Below are 21,994 nucleotides of genomic sequence, written 5' to 3' on the forward strand. Positions count from 1 at the left end.
CCTCGGCTGGAAGACCCCCGCCGAAGTCTTCGGCGAAGCACTACAATCCCTGAAACAGGCCGGTGTTGCAACCACCGGTTGAACCTGCCCAATACACCAGCTGGATTTTCGGGCACCGGCTGCGCGAAGCCGGCCTACTGGGCTCCATGGGCCGGGTTGCCTCCAGCCAGGACAATGCGGCGATGGAATCGTTTTGGTCAATCATGCAACGAGAACTCCTTGACCGTCGCGCCTGGGAAACCCGCAGCGAGCTGGCATCGGCCATCTTCGAATGGATCGAAGGCTGGTACAACCCGCGCCGACGCCATTCCGGCATCGAAATGCGATCCCCACACGAATACGAAACCCTTTACACCACCACCACGCACGCGGCATGATCAACACAAAGAAACCGTCCGGGAAACCGGGCCAGGCTCCCCGCGCTCAAACCCCGCGACGTACACGGGGGTGTGGGATCACGTGCGCAAGCTGTTCGCGCAGACGCCGGAAGCGCAGATGCGTGGCTACGGGCCGGGGCTGTTCTCGTTCAACGTCAAGGGCGGCCGCTGCGAGGCCTGCAGCGGTGACGGCACGATCAAGATCGAGATGAACTTCCTGCCCGACGTCTACGTCCCGTGCGAGGTCTGCAACGGCGCGCGCTACAACCGCGAAACGCTCGAGATCCGCTTCAAAGGCAAGAACGTCGCCGAGGTCCTCGACATGCCGATCTCCGAGGCGGCGGATTTCTTCGCCAACGTGCCCGCGATCGCGCGCCACCTCACGACGCTCACCGATGTCGGCCTCGGCTACGTCCGGCTCGGCCAGTCCGCCCCGACGCTGTCGGGCGGCGAGGCGCAGCGCGTCAAACTCGCCTCCGAACTGCATCGCCGAAGCAACGGACGCTCGATCTATGTGCTCGACGAGCCGACGACTGGCCTGCATTTTGAGGATATTCGCAAGCTGCTGCTCGTCTTGCAGTCGCTTGTCGATAAGGGCAATACGGTCATCGTCATCGAGCACAATCTCGACGTCATCAAAACCGCCGACTGGGTGATCGACATGGGACCCGAGGGCGGCGACGGCGGCGGACAGGTCATCGCCCAGGGCACCCCCGAGGACGTCGCGAAGGTGGAGACGTCCTACACCGGTCAGTACCTGAAGGAGATTCTCTAAGGTTCTCAGAACACTGACAGCATCGAGGTGCACGGTGCAGATCGCGTCGCTCATCAGGTCCGTGGCCCGCCCGAGTCCCACCTCCTTCACATGCGAGACAGATCCGTGCGGCGTGCATACTCGGGTGCTTGGCGTCTGGTAATGCAGCGACGACTCACCGCGCCCCTAGTCACCTTTGGGCGCAGTCCACGCATCCGCGGAAGGCCATAGGTCTGGCTGTTCAACAGTTCCTCGGTCTTGGCCGCGGGTCTACGGCGATGTGTATTGCTCCGGGAATAATGGAGGCAGGGCGATTGGAAGAATGAGATTCTCTCTTGCCAGTGAAGTACACCGACGAGCTCAGGGCTCGTGAAGTTGAACTCGTTGCCTCTGCCCAGGCCGATCCTGTAACCGCCACCGGCGCGTTTGGACGTGTGGCAATCAGCTTGGTGTCAACAAAGAGACCTTGCAGGTTGGGATGGCGGGCCGCACTGGTTTGATCACCAGCGCCCCGAGCAACGCCGCCCGGGCGTAGTTGCCGTGCCAGCCGGTTAGGTCGACTAGCTCATCCGGGATTCGGCGCTTTCCCGCCCGATCAGCACTGCGATATGCCAGCGCTTGTTCCTGCGTCACAGCCTGTCGATGGCTCATCGTCAACGCCATGATTGATCATGCCCAATCGGAGGCCACCACGTGAGGCTACGGTCCTGCCAGACGGAGCTTTGAGATGAGTCAACTCCCTCCTTGCCGCTTAACACTGATGAGAGTATCCTCATAGGAACAACATAGTCATCATCAACGAGGAGTGATCATGAAGAGGAGAGTTGTCTCCATTATATCGGCGGCCTGTTTGGCCATCGTGGGAACAAGTGTTACGACAGCTGCATCTGCGGGAACCGTCAGCGACTATCAGAATTGTACCGGGGTGGGGAAGCAAAAGATCGTCTTGTTTGGCCGTCAAACTAAACTAAATATGATGAAAATGACCATCAATGGCGCAACAGCCTACAACAGCACTAGTGCGTACAAAGTTTATCATGAGACCAACGCTCGAAGCGGCACGTGGTTGGTGACCTCGCCGTCACTCGTTATTAGGGATTCGGGAGCGAGTTGCGCTTTTAATGTTAACTGATCGTGATTATCTCCGCTGATAACCAGCACCGTTCACGTGTACATGCAAGGCCGCATGTGCTGATCGCGCTCCTCGGATGTTTCGGGTTGCTGGCTTCATGCTCAAGCACATCGGAATCGGATCAGTCTGCAGAGACATCTTTCCAGAATGATGGTTATGGCCCATTTGTTGTGGTGCCTTCCGACGCGCCAACGGAAGGCTACCCCAAGCCCAACGAGATTTCAGACGCCCATCTAGGCCTGCCCAACTCGCGGATACAAGGATGGAAGCCGAAGGAGAAGATTTCCCCCCCGTCGTGGAGCCAAGAGGAAAAGGCCGCTGCGGCTCGCAAGGCTGCGGAGAGAGCGTTTCAGGAGAAGATTCCGACAGACCTCCCCAATATTGAACTCGGCCCGTACCTCGGATTCGACGAGGGAATGGAGAAGCAAGCTGAATGCGTCAGAGAGAAAGGCTTCCCCGTTATCGTTGTTAGCAAGGGTTTTGCTTATGACCCGGGTGTGCCCGAAGCGCAGGTAGACGCACTCAATAGGGCGCATTACGAATGTGCGTTGAAGTTCCCGTATGACCCGGTGTTCGTCAAAGAGTATACGGAGCCCCAGATGCGTATTCTGTACGACTACTGGGTCGAAGCCTACTTGCCGTGCCTGGAGTCTATTGGGCGTCCCTACGAGCCCACACCCCCGAGCAAAGAGGTGTTCGTGCGTCAATTCATTACGCGCGAGGATGGATTTCTTGACTGGTGGCCACCGTCCTCGCTCATCGTTGGCGATGACCGTGCGGAAGCGGCCTGTCCGCAGCTTCCGCCGCCGGAGGACTTCTACGGTTTGCCTCCGCAATAGTCGAGCAGCTGTCATAGGCTTGACGGGTGCCTGATCCCGCAACCTATCGCCCGAAACCGAGCCATATTCCAACGTCGCCTGGCGTCTATCGGTTTTCTGACGGCGATGGGCGGGTGCTGTACGTTGGCAAGGCGAAGAACTTGCGGGCCCGCCTCTCCAGTTATTTTCAGGACCCTAGCGGGCTCAACCCGCGTATCCGCACGATGGTCTGTTCGGCGAGCGCCGTTAAATGGACCGTCGTCACCAGCGAGATCGAGGCGCTCACTCTCGAGTACGCATGGATTAAGGAGTTCGAGCCGCGGTTTAACGTCATGTACCGCGACGATAAGTCCTATCCCTATCTCGCTGTGTCGCTCAGCGAGCAGGTTCCGCGGGTCTATGTCACGCGGCAGGCGAAGCGGCGCGGTACTCGCTATTTCGGTCCCTATACGAAGGTATGGGCCGTCCGGGAAACCCTCGATATGCTGCTGCGGGTCTTTCCTGTTCGCACGTGCACTGCGGGCGTCTACCGTCGCGCCGAAGCGAGCGGGAGGCCCTGTCTGCTCGGTTATATCAACAAGTGTTCGGCACCCTGCGTAGGGCGCATCAGCCCCGACGACCACCGTGCCCTCGTCGACTCCCTGTGTGACTTCATGGCAGGACGGACTCAGGGCATCACCGAGCGGCTGCACGCCGAGATGCTCGAAGCTGCTGCGGCCGAGGAGTTTGAAAAGGCTGCAGCCCGACGCGACGATCTTACGGCTCTTGCCACCGTTGCGGAGAAGAACACGCTTGTCCTGGCAGAAAACGTCGATGCCGATGTCTACGCCCTAGAAGTTGATGAACTGGAGGCCGCAGTCCAGGTGTTCTACGTCCGCGCCGGGCGCGTGCGCGGCCACCGCGGCTGGGTGACTGATCGGATCGACGATGCCGAGCCCGCCGAACTCATCGAGCGCCTCCTCACCCAGCTCTATGGCGAACGGGCCGACCTTGCCATCGGAAAGGGCGCCAAGCGGCGCACCAAACGCAGCGTCGACGACGTCGACCACCTGTCGATCGACGCCATCCCGCCCGAAATCCTCGTGCCCGTCCTGCCCACGGACCCGGCGACGATGACGCGCTGGCTGGGGGAGCTGCGCGGCGCCAAGGTCCGGCTACGCGTGCCCGAACGCGGTCCGAAGCGCACCCTGATGAATACCGTCCACGCCAATGCCGAGGCCGCGTTGAAACTGCACCGTACCAAGCGTGCCGGGGACCTCACCGCGCGCTCGGCGGCGCTGGAAGAACTGCAAGAAAACCTGGGCCTAGACGAGGCGCCGCTGCGTATCGAGTGCTTCGACGTCTCCCACACCCAGGGCACGAACCAGGTTGCCTCGATGGTCGTCTTCGAAGACGCCGCCCCGCGCAAGGCCGACTACCGCCACTTCATCATCCGCGGCGAACACGGCGACGGCGCGAGCGACGATACGGCCGCGATGAGCGAGGTGCTGCGCCGCCGGTTTGCCCGCCTCGCCTGCACCGCCACCGACGAGGACGCCGAGGCCGACGACGTTCCCACCTCGGGCGCGGTTGACCCTGACACCGGCCGCCCGCAGCGCTTCGCCTACCGGCCCCAGCTCGTCGTCGTCGATGGCGGCCTGCCGCAGGTCAACGCCGCCCAGCGCACCCTCGATGAGCTCGGCGTCGACATCCCCGTCGTGGGACTTGCCAAACGCCTCGAGGAAGTGTGGATCCCGGGCGATCATTTCCCGCTGATCCTGCCGCGCACCTCTTCCGCGCTCTACCTGCTGCAGCACCTGCGCGACGAGTCGCACCGGTTCGCGATCTCCTTCCACCGCAAACGCCGCTCGGGCGCGATGACCCGCTCCGCGCTCGACTCGATCCCTGGCCTTGGCCCCGCCCGCCAGGCCGCACTCTTAAAACACTTCGGCTCGGTCAAAGCCATCCGCGCCGCGAGCCCCGAGGACCTGCAGCAAGTCGACGGCGTCGGACCCGCGCTCGCCGCGGCCATCGCCGCCGCACTTCGCACTGCTCCGTGAGAAGCTAGAGCCATGAGCGATGACAGGCCCCGCACCCCGCCGCCAACCGTGCCCCACGGCATCCCCGTCCTCGACGAAGAAGCCGCACTCCCGCCGGCCGAGCGCCCCGAAATCATCATTATCTCCGGCATGTCCGGCGCCGGTCGCACTCGCGCCGCCGCCGCGCTGGAGGACCTCGACTGGTACGTTATTGATAACCTCCCGCCGCGCATGCTCATGCCGCTCGCGGTCATGATGCGCACCGGCGACGCCATCCACCGCCTCGCGGCGGTCGTCGACGTGCGCAGCGGCGAATTCTTCGCCGAACTTGTCAACGTCCTCGACGAACTGCGTCGCAACTCGATCGACTACCGCATTGTCTTCCTCGACGCCGACGACTCCGAGCTCGTGCGCCGCTTCGAAACCGTCCGTCGGCCGCACCCCCTGCAGGGCGATGGCCGCATCATGGACGGCATCGAGGCCGAACGCACCGTGCTCGAGCAGATGCTGCTGCGCGCCGACGAGGTCATCGACACGACCGACCTGTCCGTCCACGAGCTCGCCCACAAGATGCGCGAAATCGTAGCGACCGACGACGCGAACCGCCCGTTGCACATCACCGTCATGAGCTTCGGCTTCAAATACGGGCTTCCGCTGGACGCCGACCACGTCGTCGATATGCGCTTCCTCGCCAACCCCTACTGGGTGACCGAGCTGCGGCATTTGACCGGCCGCGACAAGGAGGTTTCTGATTACGTCCTCGGCCTGCCGCAGGCGCGCGAATTCATCTCCAATTACGTCGAGACGCTCACACCCATCCTCGACGGGTACCAAAACGAGCTGAAACCCTACGTCACGATCGCCGTCGGCTGCACGGGCGGTAAACACCGCTCCGTCGCGACGACCGAAGAGATCAGCCGCCAGCTGCGCAAGGCCGGCTTCGCCGTGCGCACGATCCACCGCGACCTCGGTAAAGAGTAGCGATAGGCTTTTTCGATCATGTCAGCAATACGAGCGGTGGCGCTGGGAGGCGGCCACGGATTGTCGGCCACGCTGCGCGCCCTACGGTTCCTCACCGAGGATATCACGGCGGTCGTGACGGTCGCCGACGATGGTGGCTCCTCGGGTCGGCTGCGCGACGAATTCGATATCCTGCCGCCGGGAGACCTGCGCATGGCGCTGGCGGCGCTGTGCGAAGGCACCGAATGGGGGCGCACCTGGCGCGACGTGTTGCAGCACCGCTTCGCCTCCTCCGGCCCGCTCGCCGGCCACGCCGTCGGTAACCTCCTCATCGCCGCCTTGTGGGACCAACTCGGCGACGAGGTCGCGGGCCTCGACATGGTCGGGCGCCTGCTCGGCGCCGGCGGACGCGTCCTACCGATGAGCGCGATCCCGCTCGTCATCGAAGCCGAAGTGCGCGAGGGGCAGACCGGTCGCACCGTGCGCGGCCAGGTGACCGTCGCCTCCGCCCACGGCGCCTTAAGCAACGTGCGCCTCGTGCCCGCGAGCCCGCCCGTGCGCCCCGAAGTCACCGAGGCCCTCGGCCGCGCCGACCTCATCATCCTTGGCCCCGGCTCGTGGTACACCTCGGTGCTGCCGCACCTGCTCGTGCCCGAACTCGGCGCGCAAATCCGGCAGGCGAAAGCCCGACGCATGATCGTCATGAACCTCTCGCCCCAGGACGCCGAAACCGCCGACCTGTCACCGGCCGACCACCTCCAGGTGCTGCAGGATCACGACCCGGAACTTACGTGCGATGTCGTCATCGCCGATCCACTCGCCGTCGCCGACCCGGAAGAACTCGTCGCACGCACCCACCAGATGGGCGGCCGAGTCCTCTTCCGTCAGGTACGCTCAGCCGAGCGGGTCGATGTCCACGACCCGCTGCGGCTCGCCGCCGCCATCAGAGACGCCTATGAAGGCAGCCTCGGGGACGTGGACACCCGAGAGAACAAGGAGAGACCATGAGTTTGACGATGGACGTCAAAGACGAGCTCGCGCGCGTCACCATTGACTCCACCGCCGACCGGAAAGCGGAAGCAGCAGCAACGATCCGGTTCGCCGGCGGCCTGCACCTCATCGGCGGGAACATCGTCATCGAAGCGGAACTCGACACCGGCATCGCCGCCCGCCGCCTGCGCCAGGCCATCTCCGAACTGTACGGCCACGCGAGCGAGGTCATCGTCGTCGCCGGTGGGGGACTGCGCCGCGGGCGACGCTACGTCGTGCGCGTCATTCAGGGCGGTCGCGAGCTCGCGCGCCTGACCGGCCTCATCAACGCCTACGGCCGTCCCGTGCGCGGCCTGCCGCCCGCGATCGTCTCCGGCGCCAGTTCCCAGGCCGTCGCCGCGTGGCGCGGTGCGTTCCTCGCCCACGGCTCACTCACCGAGCCCGGCCGCTCCTCGGCCCTCGAGGTCACGTGCCCCGGACCGGAGGCCGCCCTCGCCCTCGTCGGCGCCGCCCGCCGCTTTGGCGTCAGCGCCAAGGCCCGCGAGGTGCGCGGCGTCGACCGCGTCGTCGTGCGCGACGGGGAAGCGATCTCGACCCTGCTGCGCGAAATGGGCGCCCATGCCGCCGCGGCCGTCTGGGATGAGCGTCGCAAGCGCCGCGAGATCCGCGGGGACGTGAATCGCCTGTCCAATTTCGACGACGCGAACCTGCGCCGCTCCACGCGCGCCGCCGTCGCTGCTAGTGCCCGCGTCGCTCGCGCCTTCGAGATCCTCGGCGAGGACACGATCCCGGACCACCTCCTTGAGGCCGGCAAACTCCGCCTCGCCCACCGCGAGGCGTCGCTGGAGGACCTCGGCCAGGCCGCGACGCCGCCGCTGACCAAGGACGCTGTCGCCGGCCGCATCCGTCGCCTGCTCGCGCTCGCCGATAAGAAGGCCGCCCAGCTCGGCATCGAGGACACGATGAGCGTCCTGACCGAGGACATGCTCGAGGACTAATCACCCATCTCGGACCATGGTCCCTTAGCGTCCACCCTCCAGCCCTGGTAGATTTTGTGGTGCCGGCTGGTCCGGACTTGGCCGGCCGGGAATGCAGCAGCATCTCCCGATACGTTCGACTTTTCGTGCGTCCCACGTAGGTTGCGACGCACATGTTGGAGGATCACAGTGACCATCCGCGTCGGCATCAACGGCTTTGGCCGCATCGGCCGCAACTTCTTCCGCGCAGTCAAGGCTGCCGGAGCTGATATTGAGATCGTGGCCGTAAACGACCTCACCGATAACCACACTCTTGCGCACCTGCTCAAGTACGACTCCGTGCTCGGTCGGCTCGACGGCGACGTGACCTACGACGATGAGTCCATCACCGTCGACGGCCACAAGATCGTCGCCCTCGCTGAGCGCGACCCGGCCAAGCTGCCCTGGGGCGACCTGAACGTCGACATCGTCGTGGAGTCCACCGGATTCTTCACCGACGCCACCGCGGCGAAGGCCCACATCGATGGCGGAGCCAAGAAGGTCATCATCTCCGCTCCGGCGAAGAACGAAGACGCCACCTTCGTCATGGGTGTTAACGAGGGCGACTACGACCCCGAGAAGCACCACATCATCTCGAACGCTTCGTGCACCACGAACTGCCTGGCACCGATGGCCAAGGTGCTCGACGAAGAATTCGGCATCGTCCGTGGCCTCATGACCACGGTGCACGCCTACACCGGCGACCAGAAGATCCACGACGCGCCGCACAAGGACCTGCGTCGTGCCCGCGCCGCCGCCGTCAACATCGTGCCGACCTCGACGGGCGCCGCCAAGGCCGTCTCCCTCGTGCTCCCGCAGCTCAAGGGCAAGCTCGATGGCTACGCCCTGCGCGTGCCGGTCATCACCGGTTCGGCCACCGACCTCACCTTCACCGCCTCGCGTGAGGTGACCGTCGAAGAGGTCAATGCCGCGATCAAGAAGGCCGCCGAGGGCCCGCTCAAGGGCGTCCTCGCGTACTCCGAGGATCCGCTGGTCTCGACCGATATCGTCACCGACCCGCACTCCTCGATCTTCGACGCTGGCCTCACCAAGGTCATTGGCGATCAGGTCAAGGTCGTCTCGTGGTACGACAACGAGTGGGGTTACTCCAACCGCCTCGTTGACCTCGTCACCCTCGTGGGCGAGAAGCTCTAAGCAGTACCTCTGCCTATTCGACGTGTAGCGCCCGCGAGCCCGCCGGTTCGCGGGCGCTTCGTCGTCACCCACCCTGACTACGATGGGAGTTCTTCGCATGAGAACCATTGACACCCTGGGCGATCTGTCCGGCAAGACAGTCCTCGTCCGCTCCGACTTCAACGTGCCGCTCGACGGCCAGACCATCACCGACGACGGCCGTATCCGCGCCGCCCTGCCGACGCTCAAGCGCCTGCTGGACGCCGGCACGAAGGTCGTCATCATGGCGCACCTCGGCCGCCCCAAGGGCGAGGTCAACCCCGACTTCTCGCTCGCGCCCGTCGCCGCGCGCCTCGAGGAGCTCGCGGGCGTCAAGGTGACGCTCGCGACCGACGTCATCGGCGAGGGCGCCAAGCAGGCCGTCGCCGAGACCAAGGCCGGCGAGATCGTCCTGCTCGAAAACATCCGCTTCGACCCGCGCGAAACTTCCAAGGACGATAGCGAACGCGAACAGCTCGCGAGCGAACTGGCGGGCCTTGCCGACGCCTTCGTCTCCGACGGTTTCGGCGTTGTGCACCGCAAGCAGGCCTCTGTCTACGACATTGCGTGCGCGCTGCCCAGCGCCGCGGGCGAACTCGTCGTGAAGGAAATCGAGTCCCTGCGCCGCGCGACCGACAACCCGGAGCGCCCCTACGCGGTCGTCCTCGGTGGTTCGAAGGTCTCCGACAAGCTCGGCGTCATCGCGAACCTGCTCGACAAGGCCGACATCCTGCTCATCGGCGGCGGCATGGCGTTCACGTTCCTCAAGGCCAAGGGCCACGAGGTCGGCAAGTCGCTGTTGGAAGAAGACCAGCTGGACACGGTCAAGGGCTACATCGAGCGTGCGGCCGACAAGGGCGTGGACCTCGTCGTGCCCGTCGACGTCGTCGTCGCCCCCGAGTTCTCCAAGGACGCGGAAGCGACCGTCGTGACTGCCGACGCGATTCCCGCGGACCAGATGGGCCTGGACATCGGCCCCGAATCGCAAAAGCTCTACGCCGAAAAGATCGCCTCCGCCAAGACGGTGGCGTGGAACGGCCCGATGGGCGTCTTCGAATTCGACAAGTTCGCCGACGGCACCCGCGCCGTCGCGCGCGCCCTGTCCGAGGGCGACATGTTCAGCGTCGTCGGCGGTGGCGACTCCGCGGCCGCCGTGCGGCTGCTCGGCTTCGACGAAGCCACGTTCTCGCACATCTCCACGGGCGGCGGCGCCTCCCTGGAGCTGCTCGAGGGCAAGACCCTTCCCGGTATCGACGTTTTGGAGAAGTAAATGACTCGCACCCCGATCATGGCCGGCAACTGGAAGATGAACCTCGACCACTTCGAGGCCGTTGCCCTGGTCCAAAAGCTTGACTGGACGCTGAAGGACGCCAAGCACGACTACGAGGACGTCGAGGTTGCCGTCATCCCGCCGTTCACCGACATCCGCTCCGTGCAGACGATCGTGGACGCCGACAAGATGGGCATCGTCTTCGGTGCGCAGGACGTCTCCGAGCACGACTCAGGCGCCTACACCGGCGAGATCTCGGCCGCGATGCTGAAGCGCCTCGGCTGCACCTACGTCGTCGTCGGACACTCCGAGCGTCGCGAATACCACGGCGAGGACGACGCGCTGGTCGGCCGCAAGGCCAAGGTTGCGCTCGATGCCGAGATGACGCCGATCATCTGCTGCGGCGAAGGCCTTGACGTGCGCAAGGAAGGCCGCCAGGTCGAGTACACGCTCGCCCAGATCGACGGCGCCTTTGACGGCCTGAGCGCCGATGAGGCGAAGAAGACCGTCATCGCCTACGAGCCCGTGTGGGCGATCGGCACCGGCGAGGTCGCGACCCCGGAGGACGCACAGGAAGTGTGCGCCGCCATCCGCGCCCGCCTCGCCGAGCTGTATGACGCCTCCGTCGCCGACGCCGTGCGCATCCTGTACGGCGGCTCCGTCAAGTCCTCCAACGTCGCCCAGATCATGGCGAAAGACGACGTCGACGGCGCGCTCGTCGGCGGTGCCTCGCTGAAGGCCGAGGAGTTCGCGGCGATCGCGCGCTTCAAGGAGCACGCGGGGGCTAAGTAGCCCTACGACGTCGGGGCGGGTGATACGGATCGCCCGCCCCGACGTTTGGGTAGGCGCAGTTTTTGGCTTATTGTTGGACTTTGGGGTGCACCACCGCGCCGTAAAGCCTTGATCCGAACAGCAGAAACGGACAGTATCGTGACCGCATTGCGGGTAGTGCTCGACATTTTTCTCGTCCTGACGAGCCTCTTTCTCATTTTGACGATCCTCATGCACAAGGGGCGCGGCGGCGGCATGTCCGACATGTTCGGTGGTGGCCTGTCGAGCTCGTTCGCGTCCTCGGGCCTCGCGGAACGCAACCTCAACCGCATCACGATCGGCGTCGCGATCGCCTGGACGGTCACGATCATGCTGATCGGCATCATGACCCGCTACGCGAGCTAACGCACGTGTCCTCAGCGAGCTCCATCAGGGGCTATAAGGTCAGCTCGTTCACGAGCCACGAAGACGATCACGGCCAGGTGCTCGCGCAGCGCGTAGCCGTCAGCTATTTTTGCGCGAACGGCCACGAGACGCGGCCGACGTTCTCCGTCGATGCCGATCCGGCCGATATTCCCGAAGAGTGGGCGTGCCCGAGCTGTGGGCTGCCGGCCGGCAGGGACGCGGCAGCGCCGCCTGCGCCGCCGACGCACGCGCCATTTAAGACGCACTTGGGCTACCTCAAGGAGCGACGCTCCGAGGGGGAATGTGAAGAACTGCTCGCCGAAGCGTTGGAGGGCTTGCGCAAGCGGCGCGGCCGCGCCTAACTAACCGGCGTCTTTCAGGGGCGGCGGCAGGGACCGTCGATGCTTGTCGAACCGTTCATGGATGAGCGGGGTCTGCGTCGGGTCGATACGAAGCGGCGGAATGATCGCCGGGATGCCGCCGGGAAGCGCGATGGCGCTGTAGTGGAACGGATCGTAGGCTTCATGCTCGGTGACCCAATGGTGGTGGGGACACAGGGCGGCAAGATTGGAGAGGTTGGTCTCGCCGCCGCGCGCCCAGGAGACGAGGTGGGCGATCTCGCATAGTTCCCGATGCTCGGTGCACCCGGGGTAGAGGCAGCCGCCGTCACGGGCCAGGACGAGGGTCCGCAGCCGGATATCGGCGAGGCGGGCCGAACGGCCCAGATCAAAGGGCGTCGTGTCGGCGCACAGCACGAGTTCGCGCATCTCATCGGGGCGCGCATCGGGCGCGACCTTCGCGCCCAGCAGGCTCGCCGCGGTGGGGTAGTGGGCGTTGTCCTCGGTGCACAGCGCGAGCAGCGCATCAAAGAGTCGGGCGCACAGCGGCGTGACCTGCTGGCCGGCGTTGATCTGCTTGGCTCGGATGATGCGGGCGCGGCGGTTCAGAGCCGCAAGGATCGCCTCGGCGGCCTGCGCGCTGCCCTGCCCGGAGATGCTGAGGGCAGGTCCGGCGGTCGTGACCTTCAGGCGGCGCTGCTCGTGGGCCTGCTGCGCTGCCGCGGCGGCATTGGCGCGGTGCTTGCGGGCGGCCTCCTCGTCGTGACGCAACCGGATCTGGCGCGCGCGACGCTTAAAGAACGCGGGAGTGAGGCGTCGGGCCTCATCGATCACCTCCGTGGTAGCGCTGGCGAATGCGGGCGCGCTGAGGCGCGATCGCAGGTAGCTGAGCGTGTATTCGGCCTGGTCGAGGTTGGTGCGGTTGATCTCGCCGGCGGCATAGGCGCGCAGCAGCTTTGGTACGGCGGCGATGCCGCGGGCGCGCATGACGGCGACCTGGCATTCGCGCGCGGAGTCGGTTTCGAGTTCGGCGATGACGTCGCTCATGTCGTGGCCCTCGCTGCGGGCGGCCCGCGAGGCGTCGGCCGTCGCGACTTGGCGCGTATAGAGCGCATCGGCCAGGCGGTGCAGGGCGTGCAGGTCGCGGACGGCGGCGAGTTCATCGGCGGCCGTCGGGGTGTCGATGCCTGCGCTGGCGGCCCGCGCCAGGAGCTCGCGAGCTGCGGTGAGCTCGGCGAGGGTGACGGGTGCGGTCGGTGCGGCCATGGGGCCAGCCTGACACGGGCACGTGGCGGCGGGCAGCGGGGGAGGTGGCCCTGGGGGCGAGGAGCGTCCCCGCGCCCACGTGTGGATGGCCGCGGCGACGGCGCCTTAGCTGAGCAGGTCGGCGGCGCTCACGTCGGAAAGGACACTCGTGACGTCCGTGAGGGCGAGTCGCGCGGGCACTTCCAGCAGCTGGGCGTCGGAAAACTCCGGCACCTGAAGGCGCTCGGTGCGCACCCCGTCGAGCCCCGTCTCGTTTTCGACCAGCCGCGCGCCCTGCAGCAGATGACGGGCGGCGTCGTGCTTCTGCTCGCCCGCGAACAGCAAGACGAGCTCTCGCGTGTCGCGCAGCCGCGAGCCCGTCATTGAGACGCGCTGTGGCGGGGGTTTGGGCGAGGCGAGTTCGCTGACCACATCGACGCCGGTGGCAAGGACCTGCTCGTGGCCGGGAAACAACGAGGCGATATGGCCATCGGGTCCCATTCCGAGGAAGACGATGTCGAAATCGACGCCGACGAGCTGGTCGGTATACGCGGCTGCGGCCTCTTCGGGCGTCGGGGCGGAATCTGGCGTCATGATGAGGTGCGCAACCGCGCCGACGAAGCTGTCGCCCCAGACCTCGCTCGACTGGCGGGCGTTGAGGTCGGGGCTGTCGAGTGGCACGAAGCGCTCATCGCCCCACCACACGTGCACGCCGAAGCACTCCTCGGGTAGGCCGTTGAGGTCGCGCTGCATCGCGATGCCGAGCGAGCCGCCGGTGAGGACAACATCGGCGCGCTCCCGCTCAGCTAGCGCCCGGTTGACGGCCGCCACGAGGCGCTCGCCCGCGGCGCGGGCGGCGGCGGGGCCGTCGGGGAAGGTCTGCCAAGTAATCGTCGCGGTCATGACTGCTCCACCATCGCGAGGCCGCGCGTGAGCACGTGCGCGTACATGTCGTCCGGGTCGAGGCGCTGCAGGTCCTCGGTCAGGCAGTCCGCGACGGAGCGCCGCGGGAGGTTGACGCGCTGGTCGACGCGACTCGGGTGGGTGAGCGTCGCGACGGTGCCGCCGTCGGGCCGACTGATCTTCAGCTCGCCGTCCTCGCGTTCGAGGATGACCTCGCTCAGCGTGTGGATCGTGCCCGCCTGCTCGAGGGTGACCGGCACGTCGAGCTGGACCGCGAGCCAGCCCGCCATGAGGTGCGTCGCCGGGTGGGCGAGGTTACCGCTCACGTGCGCTGCGGTGATGGGCGCGTGCGGTTTTTCCTCGACGAGGGTGACGGCGAGTGCCCGCCACAGCGTGATCGCGGCCCACGCGAGGTCGGTATCACCCGGGTGGTAGTTCAGGCCGAGGCGCATGAGGTAGTCGATCGGGTCCGCGTGTGCGCGCGAGTCGGTGATGCGGCGCGTCGCGAGCGCGCCGAGCGGGTGTTCGCCGGGGGAGTCCGGCCCCGCGTCGGGCCACCAGACGACGACGGGGGTGTCGGCGAGCAGCAGCGGCATGACGAGCGTGTCGAGGTCCGTGCAGGCGCCGCCCTTCGGGTACAACCCGACGATTTCGGAGGCGCCCTCGTCCTCGCCGATGCGGATCTCGGCGTCGAGGCCGGATTCGCAGGAGACGGCGTCCTCATCGTGCACGATGACGAGGATGCGGCACGGGTGCGCGCGTGAGGTCGTCGCCGCCGTCGCGATCGCCTCCTCGGCTTCGCTTTCGGTGTCGACGACTGCGACGAGGGTGAGGACGCGGCCGAGGGTGACGGTGCCGGCCTCGGCGCTCAGCTTGTTGAGCTGCGCCGCGACGTCGGCGGTGTTGGTGCTGTCGATTCGCATGGCTGTCCTCCTACGGGATGCGCCAGGTACGGCCGTCGTTGGCGAGCATGAGGTGCGCGCTGTCGGGACCCCACAGGCCCGGGCGGTAGTCCTCGGGCGGGCCCTGCTTCGCCCAAAACTCGAGTACGGGATCGAGGATCTTCCACGACAGTTCGACCTCGCTTTGGCGCGGGAACAGTGGGGGATCGCCGCGCAGCACGTCGAGGATGAGCCGCTCGTAGGCTTCGGGGGAGTTCTCGGTGAACGCCTCGCCGTAGTCGAAGTCCATGGATACGTCGCGGATCTGCATCGCCGTGCCCGGCACCTTGGAGCCGAACCGGATGGAGACGCCCTCATCGGGCTGGACGCGGATGACGAGCGAGTTTTGGCCCTGCTCCTGGATGTCGTTGTTATCGAAGGGCATGTGGGCGTTGTGCTTGAAGACGAGCGCGATCTCGGTGACGCGTTTGCCGAGCCGCTTGCCGGTGCGCAGGTAGAACGGCGCGCCCGCCCAGCGGCGCGTGTTGATGTCGAGGCGGATCGCCGCGAATGTCTCCGTCGTCGAATCCTCCGGCACGCCTTCCTCGTCGGTGTAGCCGGTGACGATCTTGCCCGCCTGTCGCCCGGCGGCATAGCGGCCGCGTGCGGTGTGCTCGGCAAGGTCTGTCGGCAGCGTCACCGCCGAGAGGACCTTTTCCTTTTCAGCGTGCAGGTGCGCGGCCGAAAAGCTCGTCGGCTCTTCCATCGCGGTGAGCGCGAGGAGTTGCAGCAGGTGGTTTTGGATGACGTCGCGGGCCGCTCCGATGCCGTCGTAGTAGCCCGCGCGCGACCCAATGCCGATGGTTTCGGCCATCGTGATCTGCACGTGGTCGACGTAGTGCGCGTTCCACAGCGGCTCCCACACCGAGTTCGCGAACCGCATCGCCAAAATGTTTTGGACGGTCTCCTTACCGAGGTAGTGGTCGATCCGAAAGATCGAGGACTCGGGAAAGACTTTGAGCAGCGTCTCGTTAAGCTCCTTGGCGCTAGCCAGGTCGTGGCCGAAGGGCTTTTCGATCACGACACGGCGCCAGGCGCCCTCGCGGCTCGTGCCCTCCGGGGCCGAGTCGTCGACGAGGCCGCATTTGGCGAGGTTCTCGCTGACCGGGCCGAACCAGTTGGGCGGGATCGAGAGGTAGAACGCGTGGTTGCCGCCGGTGCCGAAGGTCTCGTCGAGCTCGTGTACGACGTCGGCGAGTTTCTCGTAGGCGGCGGGATCGTCGAAGGAGCCCTCGACGAAGCGCATCCCCTCGGCAAGGTGATCGAAGGTCGCCTGGTCGAACGGGGTGCGGGAGTGTTCGCGGATTTGTTCTTCGACGAAATCGATGAACGTCTCCCGCCCCCAGTCGCGTCGGGCGAAACCGGTCAGGGCGAAACTCGGGTGCAGCAGGCCGCGGTTGGCGAGGTCATAGATCGCCGGGAGCAGCTTCTTGCGGGCGAGGTCGCCCGTGATGCCGAACATCACGACGCCGCACGGCCCCGACATGCGAGGCAGGCGACGATCGTCGGGATTGACGAGGGGATTGCGCCACTCGCTCATGGCTACACCTTGCCGCCTCGCGCGTCGGCGATACCGGATTCGACCACCTTCAGGAGCTCGTCCCAGGCGTCTTCGAACTTCGTGACGCCCTCGGACTCGAGCTGCGCGTAGGCGGCGTCGAGGTCGATTCCGATCTTCTCCAGCGTGTTCAGCACCTTTCTGGCGTGCTCGACGTTGGGGCGGACGGTGTCCTCGGGGATCCCGGTGAGAGCGCCGACCGCCTCGAGCGTCGCGCGCGGCATCGTGTTGACCGTGTCGGGCGCGATGAGGCCCTCGACGTATTTCGTCGCCGCGAAGGTCTTATCCTTCACACCCGTCGACGCCCACAGCGGCCGTTGGACGTTCGCGTCCGCGAGCTCCGTGAAGCGCGGCTGGGCGAACGTCTCCTCGAACGCCGCATAGCACTGGCGCGCGATCGCAAGCCCCGTCTCGCCGCGCACCGCGGCCGCCTTCTGGTTGCCCTTGGCGGCGAGCTCGTCGAGCTGCGGGTCGATGAACGAATCGGTGCGCGAGACGAACAGCGAGGCGACCGAGTGAATGCGCGACAGGTCGAGGCCGTTGCGGGCCGCGGCGTGCAGGCCGTCGATGTAGGCGCCCATGACCGCACGGTAGCAATCGGTCGAGAATATCAGCGTCACGTTGATCGAGATGCCCTCGGAGATCGCCTCGGTGATGGCAGGCAGGCCCTCGTTCGTCGCCGGGATCTTCACGAGGAGATTCTCACGGTCCACGAGGTGGTAGAGCATCCGCGCCTGCTCGATCGTGGCCGCCGTGTCGTGGGCGAGCCGCGGGTCGACCTCGATCGAGACGCGGCCATCGCGGCCGGACGTCGCGTCGTAGATCGGGCGCATGATGTCGCAGGCCTGCTGCACGTCGTTCACCATGAGCGCGAGCGCGACGTCCTCGGTGCTGGAGGTTTCACCGGCCGCGAGCACGTCGGCGATATCGGCGGCGTAGGCCTCCCCGTCGGCCAGCGCCTTGGCGAAGATCGACGGGTTCGTCGTGACACCGACGACGTTGCGCTGTTCGATATCGCGCGCGAGCGCGATATCGCAGGTGGGGTCGAGCGCGGCGCGCGAGAGGTCATCGAGCCAGATCGCCACACCGCGGGCGGAGATCTCTTTGTATGCGGTCATTCGTTAGTTCTCCTGCTGCAGGGCAGCGAGGGATTCGCGGGCCGCCGCAACGACGGCGTCCGCGGTGATGTTGAACTTCTCGTAGAGGGTGGCGTAGTCGGCGCTGGCGCCGAAGTGTTCGAGGCTGACGCTGCGTCCGGCATCGCCGACGTAGGGGCGCCACGGCAGGGCGATGCCCGCCTCGACGCTCACGCGGGCGCGCACGGCCGGGGGCAGGACCTCGTCGCGGTAGTTCTGGTCCTGGGCGTCGAACCACTCCATCGACGGCATCGACACGACGCGCGTCGGCGTGCCGTCGGCCTGGAGCTGCTCGCGAGCCTCAAGGGCGAGCTGCACCTCGGAGCCGGAGGCGAGGATGATGACCTCGACGTCGCCGTCGGCTTCGGCCAGGATGTAGGCGCCACGGTCGACGCCCTCCGCCGACGCGTAGGTGGCGCGGTCGATCACCGGGACGTTCTGGCGGGTGAGGATGAGGCCGGTCGGGCGGGCGTCGCGCTTCAGCAGCGAGAGCCAGGCCTGCGCGGTCTCGGTCGCATCGGCGGGGCGCACGATGTCGAGGTTCGGGATGGCGCGCAGGGACGCGAGGTGCTCGACGGGCTGGTGCGTTGGGCCGTCTTCGCCGAGGCCGATCGAGTCGTGCGTCCACACGTAGGTGACCGGCACGCTCATGAGGGATGCGAGGCGGACGGCGCCGCGCATGTAGTCGGCGAACGCGAGGAACGTGCCGCCATAGGGGCGGGTCAGGCCGTGCAGGGCGATGCCGGACAGGATCGCGCCCATCGCGTGTTCGCGGATGCCGAAGTGCAGCGTGCGGCCGTACTTATTGCCGGGGAACATCTCCGAGGAGCGGTGCTCGGGCAGGAAGGACGGCTCGCCCTTCATCGTCGTGTTGTTCGAGCCGGCGAGGTCGGCCGAGCCGCCCCACAGCTCGGGCAGGGGCGCGGCGAGGGCCGCGAGGACTTCGCCCGACGCGGCGCGCGTGGCAAGGGAGTCCTTGCCCGCGAAATCGGGCAGCACGTCGGCGAGGTTCTCCGGCAGGGTGCGGGCCTCGAGCCGCTCGAGCAGGTCCTTGCCCTCGGGGTGGGCGGTGGCCCACTCATCGAACTGCGCCTGCCAGGCCTCGCGTGCCTCGCGGCCGCGGGCTGCGGCACGCTCACGCAGCGTCGCAATGAGGTCCTCTTCGACGTCGAAGGTCTTTTCGGAATCGAAGCCGAGGACCTTCTTCATCGCCTTCAGCTCGTCTTCGCCAAGGGCGCTGCCGTGGATGCCACCGGTGTCCTGCTTGTTCGGGGCCGGCCAGCCAATGATCGTGCGCAAACGGATGAGGACCGGCTTATCGGTCAGCTGCTTGGCTTCGACCAGGGCCTCGTAAAGGGCCTTCGGGTCCTCGTGGTATTCGCTGCCGGAGCGCCAGTCGACCTCGAGCACGTGCCAGCCGTAGGCGCGGTAGCGCGCGGCGACGTCTTCGGTGAACGCGATCGACGTGTCGTCTTCGATGGAGATCTGGTTGTCGTCCCAGATGACGTTGAGGTTACCGAGCTCCTGGGTGCCGGCGAGCGAGCAGGCCTCGGAGGTGACGCCCTCCTGCAGGTCGCCATCGGAGGCAATGACCCAAATGTCGTGGTCGAACGGGCTCGCGCCCTCAGCCGCGTCGGGATCGAGCAGGCCGCGTTCGCGTCGGGCCGCCATCGCCATGCCGACCGCGGAGGCGAGACCCTGGCCGAGCGGGCCCGTCGTGATCTCGATGCCGTCCGTGTGCTTGTATTCGGGGTGGCCGGGGGTCTTCGAACCCCACGTGCGCAGGGCCTTCAGGTCCTCGAGTTCGAGACCGAGGCCGGTGAGGTAGAGCTGGACGTACTGCGTGAGCGAGGAGTGCCCGCACGACAGCACGAAGTGATCACGCCCACGCCACAGGGGATCGGCGGGATCAAGCCGCATCACCTTATGGAAAAGAAGATAGGCCAGCGGCGACAGCGACATCGCCGTGCCCGGGTGCCCGTTGCCCACCTTTTGTACGGCATCAGCGGCGAGCACACGGCCCGTGTCGACGGCGAGCTGATCGGTCGAATCCCAGGTGAATTCGGGTGTGGAGGGCATGAAATCCTCATTTCTTTTATGACGTCATGTGAGCGGACTAACCGCCGCGTTGTCCCCATCGTAGGCACTGAGAGAGCATTGGCGCAGTCTCGCCAGGTACAGTAGTGGGCAGAATCGTTGAAGGAGCCATCATCGTCGTGTACGAACGCGCAAGTGTGCCCGCGCAAAGCTCGCAGCGGGCGTTCAATCGCGGCGAGGTGATCCGCGGATATATCGCCCTGACGAAACCCAGGATTATCGAACTCCTGCTCGTCACGACGGTCCCGACGATGATCCTGGCCGCGCGCGGCTGGCCCGGCAGCTGGCTCATCCTCGCCACCCTCATCGGCGGCACTGCGGCCGCGGGCGCCGCAAACACGTTCAACATGGTCTACGACCGCGATATCGACGTGCTCATGGGACGCACGGCCGCTCGGCCGATCCCCGCCGGCATTGTCTCGGTGCGGGGGGCGACGATCTTCGGCTTCGTGCTCGCCGCCTTCTCGATTGTCTGGTTCGGCCTGCTCGTGAACTGGGCATCGGCGTGGCTCGCGCTCGCCGCGATCATCCTGTACGCCGTCGGCTACACGATGATCCTGAAGCGTCGCACGGCGCAGAACATCGTGTGGGGCGGCGTCGCGGGCTGCATGCCGGTGCTCATCGGATGGTCGGCGGTCACGGGATCCCTCGCGCTTGCGCCCTTCGTCCTCTTCCTCGTCGTCTTCTTCTGGACGCCGCCGCACTACTGGCCACTGTCCATGCAGTTCAAGAAGGACTACGCCAAGGCGGGTGTGCCGATGCTGCCGGTCGTCGCCTCCAACGTCACGGTGGGCCGCAACATCCTCATCCACACTGCCGCGATGATCGCCTGCACGCTGGCGCTGATCCTGCTCGGGCAGATGAGCTGGTTCTACACCGTCGTCGCGGTTGCCGCCGGTGCCTGGTTCACGAACTCAGCAATCCAGCTCTACCGGCGAGCGCTGCATCCGGAGCGGGGCCGACTCGCCGCGATGCGGGTCTTCCACCACTCGATTACCTACCTGTCGCTGATCTTCCTGGCGGTGGCGCTCGACCCGTTCATCGCGCGACTGTTCTAGCGGCTACGGGCGCTCATGGCAGGTCAACTAGCGCGAAGCGTCGAGGAATTCTTGGCCCATCTGCGCGTGGAGCGCACCCTGTCGGACAACACCGTCGGCGCCTATCGTCGCGATCTCACCCGCTACGTCGATTTCCTGCAGGCTCGGGGCCGCAGCGCTGCTGGACAGATCACGACGCAGGACGTCTCGAGTTTCGTTCATGCGCTGCGCACGGGAAGCGATGGTGGAAGTCTACTGGCCGCCCGTTCCGTCTCTCGCGTCATCTCCGCGGTTCGGTCCTGGCACCGATTCCTGCACGCCGAAGGCCTGACCTCCGACGATGTCGCGGCCGAGGTATCACCACCGGCTCCTAAGGCAGCCCTGCCCAAAGTCCTCAGCATCGATCAGATCAGCGATCTCATCGCACACGCCGCTGTGGGCGAGGAGCCACTGGACCGGCGAGACGCCGCGTTCCTTGAATTCCTCTACGGAACCGGGGCACGCGTCAGCGAGGCATGTGAGCTTGCCGTGGACGACCTCGATTTTGAGGACCGTGCCGTGCGGTTGTTCGGCAAGGGCCGCAAGGAGCGGATCGTTCCGATGGGCCAGGCGCTCATCGATGCGCTGGGGGACTATCTCACGCGAGCCCGCCCGCAACTGTCGGCCGCCGGTCGAGGCGCGGCCGTCGTCTTTCTTAATGCCTGGGGCAAACCGCTTACCCGGCAGGCGGCCGGTGCCATCGTCCGCCGCCACGCCGAGGCGATCGGGCTTCCGGGTCCGGTCACTCCTCACATGCTGCGACACAGCTATGCCACACATCTGTTGTCCGGCGGGGCAGATGTTCGCATCGTCCAGGAACTGCTCGGACATGCAGATGTCGCCACGACGCAGATCTACACCCACGTGTCCATTGATCACCTGCGAGAGGTCTACGCCACGAGCCATCCGCGGGCGCATTTTAGGGGCCCTTCGGACTTGAGCGTGGGTTAGGTGCGTAGGCCTCCGCCGATCAGCAGCATTCTGAGGCGGTAGTTGGTGGGGTTGCGGAACCCTCT

Annotated in this window: 19 protein-coding genes and 1 pseudogene; 14 read left to right on the plus strand and 6 right to left on the minus strand. The window is 66.1% G+C overall.

The window, feature by feature from the left end; genetic code table 11:
* Window positions 1-62: 62 nt before the first annotated feature.
* From BSZ39_RS07985 to BSZ39_RS08045, 12 genes and pseudogenes are all read left to right on the plus strand, one after another.
* A complete protein-coding gene (locus tag BSZ39_RS07985; protein ID WP_143180435.1) occupies window positions 63-377 on the plus strand; it encodes an integrase core domain-containing protein in 315 nt (104 codons plus the stop codon).
* A gap of 37 nt (window positions 378-414) precedes the next feature.
* Window positions 415-1,152 (plus strand): annotated as a pseudogene (locus BSZ39_RS07990) (excinuclease ABC subunit UvrA); the annotation flags it as partial.
* Window positions 1,153-2,265: 1,113 nt separating this feature from the next.
* A complete protein-coding gene (locus BSZ39_RS08000) occupies window positions 2,266-3,102 on the plus strand; it encodes a hypothetical protein (RefSeq protein ID WP_143180436.1) in 837 nt (278 codons plus the stop codon).
* A gap of 26 nt (window positions 3,103-3,128) precedes the next feature.
* Window positions 3,129-5,120 carry an excinuclease ABC subunit UvrC gene (gene uvrC, locus BSZ39_RS08005; RefSeq protein WP_073716829.1) on the plus strand — a complete coding sequence of 664 codons (1,992 nt, stop codon included), beginning with the start codon at window positions 3,129-3,131 and terminating at the stop codon, window positions 5,118-5,120.
* A 12-nt stretch (window positions 5,121-5,132) separates the two neighbouring features.
* Window positions 5,133-6,080: an RNase adapter RapZ gene (gene rapZ / locus BSZ39_RS08010; protein ID WP_073716830.1), complete on the plus strand. Its 948-nt coding sequence runs from the start codon at window positions 5,133-5,135 to the stop codon at window positions 6,078-6,080.
* Between the two features lie 18 nt (window positions 6,081-6,098).
* On the plus strand, window positions 6,099-7,067 hold the full coding sequence (locus BSZ39_RS08015; RefSeq protein WP_073716831.1) for a gluconeogenesis factor YvcK family protein: 969 nt from the start codon (window positions 6,099-6,101) through the stop codon (window positions 7,065-7,067).
* Complete coding sequence (whiA, locus tag BSZ39_RS08020; protein ID WP_073716832.1) at window positions 7,064-8,047, plus strand: DNA-binding protein WhiA; 984 nt, start codon at window positions 7,064-7,066, stop codon at window positions 8,045-8,047. Before BSZ39_RS08015 ends, whiA begins: the two co-directional genes overlap by 4 nt.
* Window positions 8,048-8,215: 168 nt before the next feature.
* Complete coding sequence (gene gap / locus BSZ39_RS08025; RefSeq protein WP_073716833.1) at window positions 8,216-9,220, plus strand: type I glyceraldehyde-3-phosphate dehydrogenase; 1,005 nt, start codon at window positions 8,216-8,218, stop codon at window positions 9,218-9,220.
* Between the two features lie 97 nt (window positions 9,221-9,317).
* Window positions 9,318-10,508, plus strand: coding sequence for a phosphoglycerate kinase (locus BSZ39_RS08030; RefSeq protein ID WP_073716834.1), 1,191 nt, complete (start codon window positions 9,318-9,320; stop codon window positions 10,506-10,508).
* Complete coding sequence (gene tpiA / locus BSZ39_RS08035; protein WP_073716835.1) at window positions 10,509-11,300, plus strand: triose-phosphate isomerase; 792 nt, start codon at window positions 10,509-10,511, stop codon at window positions 11,298-11,300.
* 138 nt (window positions 11,301-11,438) lie between these two features.
* The gene (gene secG / locus BSZ39_RS08040; protein WP_073716836.1) at window positions 11,439-11,684 is read left to right on the plus strand and encodes a preprotein translocase subunit SecG; all 246 of its coding nucleotides are present in this window, start codon (window positions 11,439-11,441) and stop codon (window positions 11,682-11,684) included.
* A 5-nt stretch (window positions 11,685-11,689) separates the two neighbouring features.
* Window positions 11,690-12,046, plus strand: coding sequence for an RNA polymerase-binding protein RbpA (locus tag BSZ39_RS08045; RefSeq protein ID WP_073716837.1), 357 nt, complete (start codon window positions 11,690-11,692; stop codon window positions 12,044-12,046).
* Here BSZ39_RS08045 and BSZ39_RS08050 read toward each other — a convergent pair whose 3' ends face one another.
* The 6 genes from BSZ39_RS08050 to tkt form a co-directional block, all read right to left on the minus strand.
* Window positions 12,047-13,288 carry an HNH endonuclease signature motif containing protein gene (locus tag BSZ39_RS08050; RefSeq protein WP_073716838.1) on the minus strand — a complete coding sequence of 414 codons (1,242 nt, stop codon included), beginning with the start codon at window positions 13,286-13,288 and terminating at the stop codon, window positions 12,047-12,049.
* Between the two features lie 105 nt (window positions 13,289-13,393).
* Entirely contained in the window at window positions 13,394-14,170 is a 777-nt protein-coding gene (gene pgl / locus BSZ39_RS08055) for a 6-phosphogluconolactonase (protein WP_073716839.1), read from the minus strand.
* Entirely contained in the window at window positions 14,167-15,093 is a 927-nt protein-coding gene (locus tag BSZ39_RS08060) for a glucose-6-phosphate dehydrogenase assembly protein OpcA (protein ID WP_073716840.1), read from the minus strand. The genes pgl and BSZ39_RS08060 overlap by 4 nt, the downstream gene beginning before the upstream one ends.
* A gap of 10 nt (window positions 15,094-15,103) precedes the next feature.
* Window positions 15,104-16,651, minus strand: coding sequence for a glucose-6-phosphate dehydrogenase (zwf, locus tag BSZ39_RS08065; RefSeq protein WP_073716841.1), 1,548 nt, complete (start codon window positions 16,649-16,651; stop codon window positions 15,104-15,106).
* Between the two features lie 2 nt (window positions 16,652-16,653).
* A complete protein-coding gene (gene tal, locus BSZ39_RS08070; protein WP_073716842.1) occupies window positions 16,654-17,787 on the minus strand; it encodes a transaldolase in 1,134 nt (377 codons plus the stop codon).
* Between the two features lie 3 nt (window positions 17,788-17,790).
* Window positions 17,791-19,884: a transketolase gene (tkt, locus tag BSZ39_RS08075; RefSeq protein ID WP_073716843.1), complete on the minus strand. Its 2,094-nt coding sequence runs from the start codon at window positions 19,882-19,884 to the stop codon at window positions 17,791-17,793.
* 137 nt (window positions 19,885-20,021) lie between these two features.
* On the opposite strand from tkt, the gene BSZ39_RS08080 reads away from it, so the two are divergent.
* Window positions 20,022-20,960, plus strand: coding sequence for a heme o synthase (locus BSZ39_RS08080; RefSeq protein ID WP_222842900.1), 939 nt, complete (start codon window positions 20,022-20,024; stop codon window positions 20,958-20,960).
* Window positions 20,961-20,975: 15 nt separating this feature from the next.
* A complete protein-coding gene (locus BSZ39_RS08085; RefSeq protein WP_073716844.1) occupies window positions 20,976-21,929 on the plus strand; it encodes a site-specific tyrosine recombinase XerD in 954 nt (317 codons plus the stop codon).
* Window positions 21,930-21,994: the final 65 nt, after the last annotated feature.

This window comes from Bowdeniella nasicola, from assembly GCF_001907295.1.
GTDB lineage: Bacteria > Actinomycetota > Actinomycetes > Actinomycetales > Actinomycetaceae > Bowdeniella > Bowdeniella nasicola.